General features: G+C 57.6%; 12 protein-coding genes. All 12 read right to left on the bottom strand.

All coding sequences use genetic code 11. The features are described from left to right. Positions 1–148 precede the first annotated feature (148 nt). The 12 genes from rfbA to serC all read right to left on the bottom strand — a co-directional run bounded on the left by rfbA (position 149) and on the right by serC (position 12,419). Entirely contained in the window at positions 149–1,039 is an 891-nt protein-coding gene (rfbA, locus tag AC3IUE_RS09155; protein ID WP_489266852.1) for a glucose-1-phosphate thymidylyltransferase RfbA, read from the bottom strand. After that, positions 1,036–1,929, bottom strand: coding sequence for a dTDP-4-dehydrorhamnose reductase (gene rfbD, locus AC3IUE_RS09150; RefSeq protein ID WP_489266850.1), 894 nt, complete (start codon positions 1,927–1,929; stop codon positions 1,036–1,038). The genes rfbA and rfbD overlap by 4 nt, the downstream gene beginning before the upstream one ends. Next, the gene (rfbB, locus tag AC3IUE_RS09145; RefSeq protein WP_489266848.1) at positions 1,926–3,002 is read right to left on the bottom strand and encodes a dTDP-glucose 4,6-dehydratase; all 1,077 of its coding nucleotides are present in this window, start codon (positions 3,000–3,002) and stop codon (positions 1,926–1,928) included. Before rfbB ends, rfbD begins: the two co-directional genes overlap by 4 nt. A 165-nt stretch (positions 3,003–3,167) precedes the next feature. Continuing rightward, positions 3,168–3,407 carry a LapA family protein gene (locus AC3IUE_RS09140; protein WP_489266846.1) on the bottom strand — a complete coding sequence of 80 codons (240 nt, stop codon included), beginning with the start codon at positions 3,405–3,407 and terminating at the stop codon, positions 3,168–3,170. 27 nt (positions 3,408–3,434) lie between these two features. Beyond that, positions 3,435–3,731, bottom strand: coding sequence for an integration host factor subunit beta (ihfB, locus tag AC3IUE_RS09135; RefSeq protein ID WP_003369729.1), 297 nt, complete (start codon positions 3,729–3,731; stop codon positions 3,435–3,437). Between the two features lie 152 nt (positions 3,732–3,883). Further along, positions 3,884–4,162, bottom strand: a complete 279-nt coding sequence (locus AC3IUE_RS09130) for a hypothetical protein (protein ID WP_111450708.1) — start codon at positions 4,160–4,162, stop codon at positions 3,884–3,886. A 218-nt stretch (positions 4,163–4,380) separates the two neighbouring features. Then, on the bottom strand, positions 4,381–6,072 hold the full coding sequence (gene rpsA, locus AC3IUE_RS09125) for a 30S ribosomal protein S1 (RefSeq protein ID WP_033055812.1): 1,692 nt from the start codon (positions 6,070–6,072) through the stop codon (positions 4,381–4,383). Positions 6,073–6,192: 120 nt separating this feature from the next. Further along, the gene (gene cmk, locus AC3IUE_RS09120; protein ID WP_008148720.1) at positions 6,193–6,882 is read right to left on the bottom strand and encodes a (d)CMP kinase; all 690 of its coding nucleotides are present in this window, start codon (positions 6,880–6,882) and stop codon (positions 6,193–6,195) included. Further along, the gene (locus AC3IUE_RS09115; RefSeq protein ID WP_489268773.1) at positions 6,879–9,086 is read right to left on the bottom strand and encodes a bifunctional prephenate dehydrogenase/3-phosphoshikimate 1-carboxyvinyltransferase; all 2,208 of its coding nucleotides are present in this window, start codon (positions 9,084–9,086) and stop codon (positions 6,879–6,881) included. The genes cmk and AC3IUE_RS09115 overlap by 4 nt, the downstream gene beginning before the upstream one ends. Before the next feature lie 28 nt (positions 9,087–9,114). Beyond that, entirely contained in the window at positions 9,115–10,227 is a 1,113-nt protein-coding gene (hisC, locus tag AC3IUE_RS09110; protein ID WP_056744080.1) for a histidinol-phosphate transaminase, read from the bottom strand. A gap of 12 nt (positions 10,228–10,239) precedes the next feature. Then, positions 10,240–11,334: a prephenate dehydratase gene (pheA, locus tag AC3IUE_RS09105; protein WP_007899727.1), complete on the bottom strand. Its 1,095-nt coding sequence runs from the start codon at positions 11,332–11,334 to the stop codon at positions 10,240–10,242. Next, positions 11,334–12,419: a 3-phosphoserine/phosphohydroxythreonine transaminase gene (serC, locus tag AC3IUE_RS09100; protein WP_056744078.1), complete on the bottom strand. Its 1,086-nt coding sequence runs from the start codon at positions 12,417–12,419 to the stop codon at positions 11,334–11,336. The genes pheA and serC overlap by 1 nt, the downstream gene beginning before the upstream one ends. Between the last annotated feature and the right edge of the window lie 186 nt (positions 12,420–12,605).

Below are 12,605 nucleotides of genomic sequence, written 5' to 3'. Positions count from 1 at the left end.
ATCAGATAATTCTGCCGGCCATTCTACAGCTAGTACCGGGAATTAATAACTGATGCGGAAGGCTGGAGGCAAAAAAACGTTTGAAAACAAACAAGTGTTTCAATTGGTGGCCATCAAAATAACATCAACCACCTGTATCGATCAAATCTCAGCGGCCAGGTGTCTCCAAAAGTTTTTTCAAGTATTGCCCATAACCCGTCTTTCCAAGCCGCACTGCCTGAGCTGACAGCTCAGCTGCAGATATCCACCCGCTGTTGTAAGCAATCTCTTCCAGGCAGGCAACTTTAAACCCTTGACGCTTCTCGATGGTGTGTACGAAGTGGCTAGCCTCAAGCAGCGACTCGTGAGTACCCGTGTCCAACCATGCGAAACCGCGGCCAAGGATTTCGACGTTCAGCTCATCCCCCTCAAGATAGGCACGGTTGACATCGGTGATTTCCAGCTCGCCGCGTGCGGACGGCTTGATGCTCTTGGCGATTTCGATGACCTTGTTGTCGTAGAAATACAGGCCTGTCACCACGTAGTTGGATTTGGGCTTCTGCGGTTTCTCTTCGATGCTCAGCGCCCGACCGGTAGCGTCGAATTCCACAACTCCGAAACGCTCAGGATCAGATACGTGATAGCCGAATACAGTCGCGCCTTGCTCTTGATTGGTCGCGGAACGCAGGTTTTCCGAGAAGCTCTGTCCGTAGAAGATGTTGTCTCCCAAGATCAGACAGCAAGGGTCCTTGCCGATGAACTCTTCACCAATGATGAAGGCTTGCGCCAAACCATCCGGGCTAGGCTGTTCGGCGTAGGTAAGCTTGATGCCATACAGGCTTCCATCACCCAGCAATTTCCGGAAACTAGGCAAATCCTCCGGGGTGGAGATGATCAGGATTTCGCGCATACCCGCGAGCATCAGCACCGACAACGGATAGAAGATCATCGGCTTGTCGTAGATCGGCAGCATCTGTTTGGACACGCCGAGGGTCAACGGATGCAGGCGTGTACCCGAACCACCAGCGAGGATGATGCCTTTACGATTTGCCGTGGTCATTTATTCAGAATCTCCCTAAGCATTCGGGTTACGCCACTTTGCCAATCCGGCAAGCGCAGAGAAAAATTGTCACGCAGCTTCTGAGTATTCAAACGCGAATTCAGAGGGCGGCGCGCAGGTGTTGGATAAGCCGTCGTTTCAATCGGATTGATCGCCGTTACGGCAAGCTGCTCGCCATTGTCTTGGGCGAAGCCGATCACATGGCTAGCATAGCCGTGCCACGACACTTCGCCACTGGCCGCCAAGTGATACAAGCCCGAAAACTCGGGACGGTGCAGAACTTGTTGAATGGCCAACGCGGTCACGTCGGCAATCAGGTCTGCCCCCGTCGGAGCTCCGATCTGGTCGGCGATGACGCTCAAGGTTTCGCGATCCTTGGCCAAACGCAGCATGGTCTTGGCGAAGTTGTTGCCGCGAGCGCCATACACCCAGCTGGTGCGGAAGATCAGATGCTTGCAGCCCGACGCGGTAATCGCCTGTTCGCCGGCCAGTTTACTGGCGCCGTAGTGATTAACCGGGGCCACTGCATCTGACTCTTGCCACGGCGCAGAACCCTGGCCGCTGAAGACGTAGTCAGTCGAGTAGTGAATCAGCCAGGCCCCCAGAGTCGCGGCCTCTTCGGCCATGACTTGGCTTGCCTGACCGTTCACACGGTCGGCCAACTCGGTCTCGGACTCGGCTTTATCGACGGCAGTGTAGGCCGCAGCGTTGACGATGACGTCGGGCTTGACCTGACGGATCGTTGCGCGCAAGGCATCGAGATCGGACAGATCTCCGCACAAGCCATCAACCGCATGACGGTCCAGGGCGATTAACTCACCCAGCGGCGCGAGGGAACGCTGCAGCTCCCACCCCACTTGACCGTTTTTTCCAAGCAGGAGGATTTTCATGCCGTGATCGAACGATCGGAGTAGTTCTGGTCGATCCACTGCTGGTAGCTACCGCTCTTTACGTGAGCGACCCATTCAGTGTTGTTAAGGTACCACTCGACCGTTTTGCGGATGCCGGTTTCAAAAGTTTCTTCCGGCACCCAATCCAGTTCACGCTGAATTTTGCTGGCATCGATTGCGTAACGCTGATCGTGGCCCGGGCGATCCTGAACATAGGTGATCAGGCTGGCATGTGGACGATAAGCAGAATCGGGACGTAGTTCGTCGAGCAGTGCGCACAGGGTATGCACCACTTCGATGTTTTGCTTTTCGTTATGGCCACCGATGTTGTACGTCTCGCCGATAACGCCTTCGGTCACGACTTTGTACAGCGCGCGGGCGTGGTCTTCGACGTAGAGCCAATCGCGGACCTGGTTGCCTTTGCCGTAGACCGGCAGTGGCTTGCCTTCCAGTGCATTGAGGATGATCAGCGGGATCAACTTCTCAGGGAAATGGCATGGGCCGTAGTTATTCGAGCAGTTGGTGACCAGGGTCGGCAAACCGTAAGTTCGGCTCCAGGCGCGAACCAGGTGATCGGAACTGGCCTTGCTCGCGGAGTACGGCGAGCTTGGCTGATACGGTGTGGTTTCGGTGAAGAGGTCTTCCGGACCTTCGAGGTCTCCGTAAACTTCGTCAGTCGAAATATGGTGAAAGCGGAAGTTGGCTTTACGCGCATCATCCAGCGCCGCCCAATAGTGGCGCGCAGCTTCCAGCAGGGTGTAAGTGCCGATGATGTTGGTCTGGATGAACTCAGACGGACCAGAGATCGAGCGATCAACGTGGGACTCAGCGGCCAGGTGCATGATCGCATCCGGCTGGTGTTCACGCAGAACACGGTCGACTTGATCACGATCGCAGATGTCGACGCGCTCGAACACGTAACGCGAGTTCTGGCTAACTTCGGCCAATGACTCAAGGTTACCGGCGTAAGTAAGCTTATCGACGTTAACGACAGAGTCGGTAGTGCTGGAGATGATATGTCGAATGACTGCCGAACCGATAAATCCCGCGCCGCCGGTTACTAGAATTTTCACGCGAAACCATACCTTTGGAGTTACTGACAGGGAGTCAGTGTGAACCGAATCGGCAATACGCCACCATTTCAACAAGCGCAGCATATTACAGCTTCATAAAGATTCCACTAATGGATATGGACGAGCATAGGTGCAAATTCGACGTGCGCCACGCCTTGGTCACAATCAGACAAGGCGCTTGCGTGAAACTCTGGACGTACGCCCCAGAAACCAGCCAAGAATCGGCCCGATCACCATCCCGATCAGCAGCGCAATAACCATCACCAGCGATACCGGTAGTTGCGGCCCCGCCCAACCCAGGAACAGCAGGGAAACCGATTGCTGATTCTCGAGAACGAACGCCAGGATCGCCAAAATCAGCAACAGGACGAATACGGCGAGCAGTACGCGCTTGAGGTTACGCATGAGCGGTTCCTTGAATAACGGAGGCCGTCAAAGCCCTTCCTCCTCGTCCTCGTTCACACGATCGCGCAATTCTTTGCCGGGCTTGAAATGCGGCACGAACTTGCCGTCGAGGCTGACGGACTGACCGGTTTTTGGATTGCGACCTACGCGCGGTGCGCGGTAGTGCAAGGAGAAGCTGCCAAACCCACGGATCTCGATGCGATCACCGGTGGCCAGACATTGGGACATTTGTTCGAGCATGGTCTTGATGGCCAGCTCCACATCCTTGGATGAGAGCAGCCCTTGATGGGTGACAATTCGTTCGATCAACTCCGACTTCGTCATATTTTTCCCTTCTTTTTCAAGCAGCTAGATCAGCGCTTCAAAGGTTTTAGCACGCCCGGATGAATTTGAACAGCCCGAGTTTTTGACATACTCCACCAGCAATGAGATGCACTCCTCCAGCGCATCGAAACACTGATCGTGCTCTCACGGACTCATCTACAGATCACCAGCATGGTGCGCGTCAGGTAGCCTGCGGGATTAAAGCCAAAGGGGTACTCATCCTCGTCTTTGGCATCATCGGACCTGGCTACAACTTTGTAGCCCGCCGCCTTGCACTCCTTGCTCGCTCGCTTGCGACACTTCTCCCATCCCGACCCCAGCCCCGAACAATCGATCTCGATGCCACTGACCCCACGCACCGCGTGAGTTTTGGCATTAGTGGTACAGCCTGCCAGTGTCAGTACTGCTATGACGACAATGAGTTTGTTCATTCACTTCCTTAGGCCGGATGCGCCGCCCGACGGTCGTTCGCTACAAACTACAGACTAGCTGCAAATAAACGATTGATCCGATTAAAGAAAGAGACAACATGCCGGGACGATTGGTTTCACGGCAAACAATCGCAGCACCGCAAAACCATCAAAATCACCAAATTCCAGGCACAAAAAAGGGCGACCGAAGTCGCCCTTTTTCTATGGTCTGACAGAACTTAGTTCTGTTTTTCCATTTGTGCACGCAACAGGTCGCCCAGAGTGGTAGGACCAGCAGCGATGTCAGCAGCAGGCTTGTCTTTCAAGCTCTGGATTGCTTCTTTCTCTTCTGCATCGTCTTTCGACTTGATGGAGAGCTGGATTACACGGCTCTTGCGGTCAACGCTGATGATCTTGGCTTCTACTTCCTGGCCTTCTTTCAGAACGTTGCGCGCGTCTTCAACGCGGTCACGGCTGATTTCGGAGGCTTTCAGAGTCGCTTCGATATCGTCGGCCAGAGTGATGATGGCGCCTTTAGCGTCAACTTCTTTCACGATGCCTTTAACGATTGCGCCTTTGTCGTTCTCTTGAACGTACTCGGAGAACGGATCGCTTTCCAGTTGCTTGATACCCAGGGAGATGCGCTCGCGCTCTGGGTCAACCGACAGGATAACGGTGTCCAGCTCGTCGCCCTTCTTGAAGCGGCGAACGGCTTCTTCGCCCACTTCGTTCCAGGAGATGTCGGACAGGTGAACCAGACCGTCGATGCCGCCGTCCAGACCAATGAAGATACCGAAATCGGTGATCGACTTGATGGTGCCGGAGATTTTATCGCCCTTGTTGAACTGGCCAGAGAAATCTTCCCATGGGTTAGATTTGCACTGCTTGATGCCGAGGGAGATACGACGACGCTCTTCGTCGATGTCCAGAACCATAACTTCCACTTCGTCGCCGACTTGTACGACTTTCGAAGGGTGGATGTTCTTGTTGGTCCAGTCCATTTCGGAAACGTGTACCAGGCCTTCAACGCCTTCTTCCAGCTCAGCGAAGCAGCCGTAGTCGGTCAGGTTGGTTACACGAGCGGTAACGCGAGTGCTTTCTGGGTAACGGGCTTTGATAGCAACCCATGGATCTTCGCCCAGTTGCTTGAGGCCCAGGGAAACACGATTGCGTTCGCGATCGTACTTCAGAACCTTGACATCGATCTCGTCGCCAACGTTGACGATTTCGGAAGGATGCTTGATACGCTTCCAAGCCATGTCGGTAATGTGCAGCAGGCCATCGACGCCACCCAGATCGACGAATGCGCCGTAATCGGTGAGGTTTTTGACGATACCTTTGACTTGTTGACCTTCCTGCAGGGATTCCAGCAGAGCTTCACGCTCAGCGGAGTTCTCGGCTTCGAGGACGCTACGACGGGAAACGACAACGTTGTTGCGTTTCTGGTCAAGCTTGATGACCTTGAATTCCAGCTCTTTGCCTTCCAGGTGCGTGGTGTCGCGCACAGGACGGACGTCAACCAGAGAACCTGGCAGGAACGCACGGATGCCGTTAACGTCGACAGTGAAGCCGCCTTTAACCTTACCGTTGATAACGCCCTTGACCACTTCTTCGGCTGCGAAGGCTGCTTCCAGAACAATCCAGCATTCAGCGCGCTTGGCTTTTTCACGGGACAGCTTGGTTTCACCAAAGCCGTCTTCAACCGAGTCCAGAGCAACGTGAACTTCGTCACCGACGTTGATAGTCAGTTCGCCAGCATCGTTGTAGAACTGCTCAAGCGGGATGAGTGCTTCAGACTTCAGGCCAGCGTGAACGGTTACCCAGCGAGCTTGGTAATCGATATCAACGATAACACCGGTGATGATGGAGCCTGCCTGAAGGTTCAGGGTTTTTAGGCTTTCTTCAAAGAGTTCCGCAAAGCTTTCGCTCATTTTAATTCCTGTTGAATAAGGGCGAAGGATACGCCCATCTCCACGTCCCAGACGACGTGGGTTATGTTCATTAGAAGAAACACCGCAAGACTATGACTGGTCCCCTACGGAGTTTCTTGGTCACCCGGCGATATCGCGAATGGCGATCTCGCTCATGATGCGTTCCAGCACCTGATCGATGGATAATTCCGTGGAATCCAGCTGTATGGCGTCAGCCGCCGGCTTGAGCGGGGCTACCGCTCGCTGGGTGTCACGCTCATCGCGGACACGTATCTCATCTAGCAGACTCGACAGACTAACACCATCGACTTTGCCCTTCAACTGCAAGTATCGACGGCGCGCACGCTCCTCGGCACTGGCAGTGAGGAATATCTTCAGCGGTGCATCCGGGAAAACCACCGTGCCCATGTCGCGACCATCGGCCACCAGACCCGGAGCTTCCTGAAACGCCCGCTGGCGCTGGAGCAGCGCATCACGCACCGCCGGCAGCGCAGCGACCTGGGAAGCCCAGGCGCCGACTTGTTCGTTGCGCAAATCATCAGTGACATCGTCACCTTCGAGAATGATCCGCTGCGGATGACCTTCGGTCGCCCCGACGAACTGCACGTCCAGATGAGCGGCCAGCAGCTTCAGCGACTCTTCATTGGTCAGATCGACGCCATGGTTACGCGCGGCGAATGCCAGCAGACGGTACAGCGCACCGGAATCCAGCAGGCACCAGCCCAGACGCTTGGCCAGAATCCCGGCAATAGTGCCTTTGCCCGAACCGCTAGGCCCGTCGATGGTGATGACCGGTGGCTTGATAATCACGACTGAGCCTCTTGTGCAACACGGATACCGACCTGCGCGCACAGCGCGAGGAAGTTCGGGAACGACGTCGCGACGTTGGCACAATCATGGATGCGGATCGGTGCAGTGGCGCGCAACGAAGCCACGCTGAAGGCCATAGCAATCCGGTGATCGCCGTGACCGTGCACTTCGCCGCCGCCGATCTGGCCGCCGTCGATGATGATGCCGTCCGGGGTCGGCTCGCATTTGACGCCAAGCGCCAGCAAGCCATCCGCCATGACCTGAATTCGGTCCGACTCTTTAACCCGCAGCTCTTCGGCGCCACGCAGGATGGTGCGCCCTTCGGCACAGGCGGCAGCCACGAACAGCACCGGGAATTCGTCGATGGCCAGTGGAACCAGCGCCTCGGGAATCTCGATACCTTTGAGTTTAGCTGCACGTACGCGCAGATCAGCTACTGGCTCACCGCCAACTTCACGCTGGTTTTCCAGGGTGATATCAGCGCCCATCAGACGCAGGATGTCGATCACACCGGTACGGGTCGGGTTGATGCCGACGTGCTCAAGCACCAGCTCCGAACCTTCGGCGATCGACGCGGCCACCAGGAAGAACGCCGACGACGAGATGTCGCCCGGCACTTCAATGTGGGTCGCGGTCAGCTTGTGGCCGGACTCGACCGAAGCGGTCGCACCGTTGACGGTGACTGGGTAGCCGAAGCCACGCAGCATGCGCTCGGTGTGGTCGCGGGTTGGCGCCGGCTCGGTGACGGTGGTCTTGCCTTCGGCGTACAAACCCGCCAGCAGCAGGCAGGATTTAACCTGGGCACTGGCCATTGGCATGGTGTAAGTCAGGCCTTTGAGCTTGTTGCCGCCACGAATGGTCATCGGTGGACGACCTTCAGCCGCGGTCTCGATCACGGCGCCCATTTCACGCAGCGGATTGGCCACGCGATTCATCGGACGCTTGGACAGCGAAGCATCACCTGTCAGCGTGCTGTCGAAGTTCTGCGCAGCCAACAGGCCAGACAGCAGACGCATCGACGTGCCGGAGTTGCCCAGATAGATCGGGCCCGGCGCAGGCTTCAAGCCATGCAGGCCGACGCCGTGAATGGTCACGCGACCGTGGTGCGGACCTTCGATCACGACGCCCATGTCGCGGAAGGCCTGCAAGGTTGCCAGGGCGTCTTCGCCCTCGAGGAAACCTTCCACTTCGGTAACGCCTTCAGCCAGGGAGCCGAGCATGATCGAACGGTGGGAAATCGATTTGTCGCCCGGTACTCGAATCCGCCCAGTCAGGCGGCCACCAGGTTGTGCCAGGAAAATCAGGTCGTTGGAATTCATAGCGTCCACATAAGCCCGGCGGGCCAGGATTTTACTGAAATGTTCGCGGGCAACCCGGGCGCGAGTGAACACGCCCAACAATTGGTGCCCATCCCCTGCATCGACCGCGTCGCGCAAGGCGTCGAGGTCGCTGCGAAATGTATCGAGTGTGCGCAGGACAGCTTCGCGGTTGGCGAGGAAGATGTCGTGCCACATGACCGGGTCGCTACCCGCAATTCTTGTGAAATCGCGGAAACCGCCGGCAGCGTAACGGAAGATCTCAAGGTTTTCATTGCGCTTGGCCAACGAATCGACCAAACCGAACGCCAACAAGTGCGGCAAGTGGCTGGTCGCCGCCAACACTTCGTCATGACGCTCGACCTGCATGTGCTCGACATCGGCGCCCAATTCGCGCCACAACCGGTCGACCACTGCCAGGGCTGCCGGATCAGTCTGATCCAGCGGTGTCAGAATCACTTTATGGCGACGGAACAGCTCTGAGTTAGAGGCTTCCACCCCGCTCTGCTCGGAACCGGCAATCGGATGCCCCGGCACGAAACGCGCCGGCATGCCGCCAAACGCCTCGGTTGCCGCCCGCACCACATTGCCTTTGGCGCTGCCGACGTCAGTCAGAATCGCTTGCCCCAGATCCATGCTGGCCAAGCGGCCGAGCATTTTTTCCATGGCAAGGATCGGTACGGCCAACTGAATCACGTCGGCGCCCTGGCAAGCAGCGGCCAGGTCTTCTTCGCAGCGATCCACCACACCCAATTCAACCGCCAGTTTGCGCGACTGCGGATCGAGGTCGACCCCGACCACTTCGCGACACAAGCCGCTTTCACGCAAACCCTTGGCAAACGAACCGCCGATCAGCCCCAGACCGACCACCACCAGGCGACCGATCATAGGTTCAGCAGATTGCAGTGCAGTGACATCAACCACGAGCCAGAACCTTGGTCAGCGCCTCAAGGAAGCGGCTGTTTTCAGCCGGCAAACCGATGGTGATGCGCAGGTGGTTCGGCATGCCGTAGTTGGCCACCGGACGCACGATCACGCCTTCGCGCAGCAAGCCCTGGAAGACCGGCGCCGCAACACGGCCCAGATCGACGCAGATGAAGTTGCCCTTGGACGGAATCCAGCTCAACCCCAGCTCACGGAAACCCGCTTCCAGTTGTTGCATGCCGGATTCATTCAGGCGACGGCTTTCAGCCAGGTACTCGGCGTCTTGCAGCGCAGCACACGCAGCGGCCAGGGCCAGGCTGTTGACGTTGAACGGCTGACGCACGCGGTTCAGCACATCCGCAACCACCGCAGTGGACAAGCCATAGCCGACCCGCAACGCCGCCAGGCCATAGGCCTTGGAGAACGTGCGCGAAACCAGCAGGTTCGGGTAAGCCGCCAGGTAATCCAGGCCATCCGGCAAGTCGCTGCCTTCGGCGTATTCGATGTAGGCCTCGTCCAGCACCACCAGCACGTGTTCCGGTACGTCCTGCAGGAATTCGTCCAGCGCTTCGGCGCCAAACCAGGTCCCGGTCGGGTTGTTCGGGTTGGCGATGAACACCACGCGGGTATCGGCATCGATCGCGGCCAGCATGCCCGACAAATCATGACCCCAGTCTTTGGCCGGGATCACTTTGGCCGTAGCGCCGACGGCTTGCGTGACGATCGGGTAGACCGCAAACGCGTGCTCGCTGAACACCGCGTTCAGACCCGGCGCCAGATAGGCGCGAGCGACCAGTTCCAGAATGTCGTTGGAACCGTTGCCCAACGTCACCTGATTGAGCTCGACGCGGCACTGATCGGCCAGCAGGGTCTTGAGCGCAAAACCGTTGCCGTCCGGATAGCGGGTCAGTTCGGCCAGCGCTTCGTGAATCGCCGCCAGAGCCTTGGGACTGGCGCCCAACGGGTTTTCGTTGCTGGCCAGTTTGACGATGCTGGCCGGATCGATGTTCAGCTCGCGCGCCAGTTCGTCCACGGGCTTGCCCGGAACGTAAGGCGAAAGTTGTTGCACGCCCGGCTGTGCCAGAGCGAGGAAGTCACCACTCATTTGCTACCGCCCTTAGAGAACTGCTTTCGGGTAGGAACCCAGCACTTTGAGTGCCACTGCTTCCTGACTGATCTTTTCCAACACACCTTTGACCAGCGGGTCGCGGTGGTGGCCGACGAAGTCGATGAAGAACACGTAGGTCCATTTACCGCTGCGCGACGGACGCGTCTCGATTCGCGTCAGGTCGATGCCGTTGTCGTGGAACGGCACCAGCAACTCGTGAAGAGCGCCGGGTTTGTTGCTCATGGAGACGATGATCGACGTCTTGTCGTCGCCGGTCGGCGGTACTTCCTGGCTGCCGATCATCAGGAATCGCGTGGAGTTGTCCGGGCGATCCTCGATTTTCTCGGCCAGACGGGTCAGCCCGTACAAGCCTGCGGCCATGTCGCCGGCAATTGCCGCCGAGTTCCACTCACCCTTGACCCGCTTGGCCGCTTCGGCGTTGCTGGACACCGCCACGCGCTCGACATTCGGGTAATGCGCGTCCAGCCACTTGCGGCACTGGGCCAGGGACTGGGCATGGGAATAGATGCGGCTGATGCTGTCGGTCTTGGTGTTTTCACCAACCAACAGGTGGTGGTGAATCCGCAGCTCGACTTCGCCACAGATCACCATGTCGTGTTCGAGGAAGCTGTCGAGGGTGTGGTTGACCGCGCCCTCGGTGGAGTTTTCCACCGGCACCACGCCAAAGTTCACCGCACCGGCCGCCACTTCACGGAACACTTCGTCGATCGCCGCCATCGGCTTGCTGATCACCGCGTGGCCGAAGTGTTTCATGGCCGCCGCTTGGGTGAAGGTGCCTTCAGGGCCGAGGTACGCCACTTTCAGCGGCTGCTCGAGGGCCAGGCACGAGGACATGATTTCGCGGAACAGCCGCGCCATCTCTTCGTTGCCCAGCGGCCCCTGGTTACGCTCCATCACGCGCTTGAGCACCTGAGCTTCACGCTCAGGACGATAGAACACCGGCACTTCGCCTTCGGCCAGCGAGGCCATCTTTACTCGCGCAACTTCCTGGGCGCAGCGTGCGCGCTCACTGATCAGCTCCAGGACTTTCTCGTCCAGGGCATCAATGCGCAGGCGCAGTGCCTTGAGTTCTTGCTCAGACATTAGCCGTGTTCCTTCTCGAACTCTGCCATGTACGAAATCAGTGCGTTGACCGCAACGATGTCGACGGCGTTATAGATGGAGGCACGCATGCCACCCACGGAACGGTGACCCTTGAGGTTCAACAGGCCACGCTCTTCGGCACCGACCAGGAATGGCTTGTCGAGACGGTCGTCAGCCAGGCGGAACGGCACGTTCATCCACGAGCGATCCGACTTGTTGATCGGGTTGCTGTACAAGCCGCTGGCGTCGATGAAGTCGTACAGCGTGCGCTGTTTCACTTCATTGAGCTTGCCGATGGCTTCAACACCACCCTGCTCCTTCAGCCACTCGAATACCAGACCCGAGAGGTACCAGGCCAGGGTTGGCGGGGTGTTGTACATCGAGCCGTTGTCGGCCGCGACCTTGTAGTTGAGCATGGTCGGGCACAGGGAACGGGCGTGACCCAGCAGGTCTTCGCGAACGATGTTGACGACGATGCCGCTCGGGCCGATGTTCTTCTGGGCGCCGGCGTAGATCATGCCGAAGCGCGAAACATCGATCGGACGCGAGAGAATGTCGGAAGACATGTCGGCGACCAGCGGGACGTCACCGGTTTCCGGAACCCAGTTGAATTCCAGGCCGCCGATGGTTTCGTTCGGCGCGTAGTGAACGTAGGCCGCGTCTTTCGACAGGTTCCATTCGTTCTGACCGGGAATAGCGAAATAGTCGTAAGGCTTGGCGGTAGCGGCAACGTTGACGTTTCCGTAGCGCGAAGCTTCTTCGATGGCTTTCTGCGACCAGATACCGGTGTCGATATAGTCGGCGGTGCCGCTTTCCGGCAACAGGTTCAGAGGAATCTGAGCAAATTGCTGGCTGGCGCCACCTTGCAGAAACAGCACTTTATAGTTCGAGGGGATATTCAGCAGATCACGCAGATCCTGCTCGGCCTTGGTGGCGATGGACACGAACTCATCACTGCGATGGCTCATCTCCATGACCGACAGGCCCTTGCCGTGCCAATCAAGGAGTTCACCCTGGGCGCGCTGCAGGACAGCTTCGGGAAGTGCCGCAGGACCGGCACAGAAGTTATAGGCTCTCTTGCTCACATCCAATCTCGCTCTGATTTGGTGGTATCACGCAATAAATCACAACATCAATCGACACGGAGCCCCTGCTGAAGCACAGCTTTTGTAGGAGTGAGCCTGCTCGCGATTGCATCACCGCGATGTGTCAGACATACCGCGGCGCCTGCATCGCGAGCAGGCTCACTCCTACAAAGGACTCCAAGGGTG

Source organism: Pseudomonas sp. GL_093, from assembly GCF_057837605.1.
Note: the sequence above shows the minus strand (reverse complement) of the source record. Positions and strands in the feature narration are given on the sequence as shown.

Coding starts and splice junctions, on each gene's coding strand:
- rfbA (WP_489266852.1), bottom strand. CDS start 1,039: ATGACCACGGCAAATCGTAAAGGCATCATCCTCGCTGGTGGTTCGGGT.
- rfbD (WP_489266850.1), bottom strand. CDS start 1,929: ATGAAAATCCTCCTGCTTGGAAAAAACGGTCAAGTGGGGTGGGAGCTG.
- AC3IUE_RS09140 (WP_489266846.1), bottom strand. CDS start 3,407: ATGCGTAACCTCAAGCGCGTACTGCTCGCCGTATTCGTCCTGTTGCTG.
- ihfB (WP_003369729.1), bottom strand. CDS start 3,731: ATGACGAAGTCGGAGTTGATCGAACGAATTGTCACCCATCAAGGGCTG.
- AC3IUE_RS09130 (WP_111450708.1), bottom strand. CDS start 4,162: ATGAACAAACTCATTGTCGTCATAGCAGTACTGACACTGGCAGGCTGT.
- rpsA (WP_033055812.1), bottom strand. CDS start 6,072: ATGAGCGAAAGCTTTGCGGAACTCTTTGAAGAAAGCCTAAAAACCCTG.
- AC3IUE_RS09115 (WP_489268773.1), bottom strand. CDS start 9,086: ATGATCGGTCGCCTGGTGGTGGTCGGTCTGGGGCTGATCGGCGGTTCG.
- hisC (WP_056744080.1), bottom strand. CDS start 10,227: ATGAGTGGTGACTTCCTCGCTCTGGCACAGCCGGGCGTGCAACAACTT.
- pheA (WP_007899727.1), bottom strand. CDS start 11,334: ATGTCTGAGCAAGAACTCAAGGCACTGCGCCTGCGCATTGATGCCCTG.